The sequence below is a fragment of the Streptomyces sp. JHA26 genome (genome assembly GCF_002005565.1).
Classification (GTDB): domain Bacteria; phylum Actinomycetota; class Actinomycetes; order Streptomycetales; family Streptomycetaceae; genus Streptomyces.
The window spans coordinates 1-728 of the sequence record NZ_BDJC01000161.1; the positions used below are offsets into that span (position 1 = coordinate 1).

1 protein-coding gene is annotated in these 728 nt (G+C 69.5%); it reads right to left on the bottom strand.

The features are described 5' to 3' along the window. On the bottom strand, nucleotides 1-692 hold a 692-nt coding region (locus JHAT_RS33525), incomplete at its 3' end, for a hypothetical protein (RefSeq protein ID WP_216353464.1). Nucleotides 693-728 lie beyond the last annotated feature (36 nt).

Consider the following 728-nt stretch of genomic DNA (forward strand, 5'->3'; position numbering starts at 1 on the left):
ACATCACCCAGCGCCTGCACCAGACCCAGCGTCAACGCCACCGACACCGGAACCGAACCGAACACCTTGTCCCGGCCCGACGCCAGCCCCAGCAACGACACCACACCAGCAAACCCGCCAGGCTCACCAGCCGACACCGACCCCAGACGCCCGGCCACCACCTCACGACCGGACTCCCCGGCAGCAAGCTCCAGCATCACAGGCCGCGCACCACACCGCGCCAGACCCGCAACACACTCACCCACCCACGCGTCACCGGCAAGACCGGCCGGCACCACCACCAGCCAAGCACCCGACAACACACCAGAACCCACCGTCACCGGCGACCACGCCACCCGATAACGCCAGCCCTCGGATTCGAGTGAGGTGTGGGTCGCGGGCTGCGCAGGCTGGACCCAGTACCGCTCCTTCTGGAAGGCGTAGGTGGGCAGTTCCACCAGCCGGGGACGGGACGGGGCGAGGAGAGCAGCCCAGTCCACCGCATGACCCCGGACATACACCTGCGCCAGGGCCTCCATGAGCGAGGCGGCCTCGTCGCGGTCCTTGCGCAGGACCGGGGCGAACGCCATCTCCGGCACAGTGTCGGCGCCCATCCCGGACAGCACACCGTCCGGGCCCAGCTCCAGGCAGCTGGTCACGCCCTGCTCGGAGAGATGCGTGATGCCGTCGGCGAAACGCACCGCCTCGCGCACATGACGCACCCAGTACTCCGGGTCACACACCCCGTC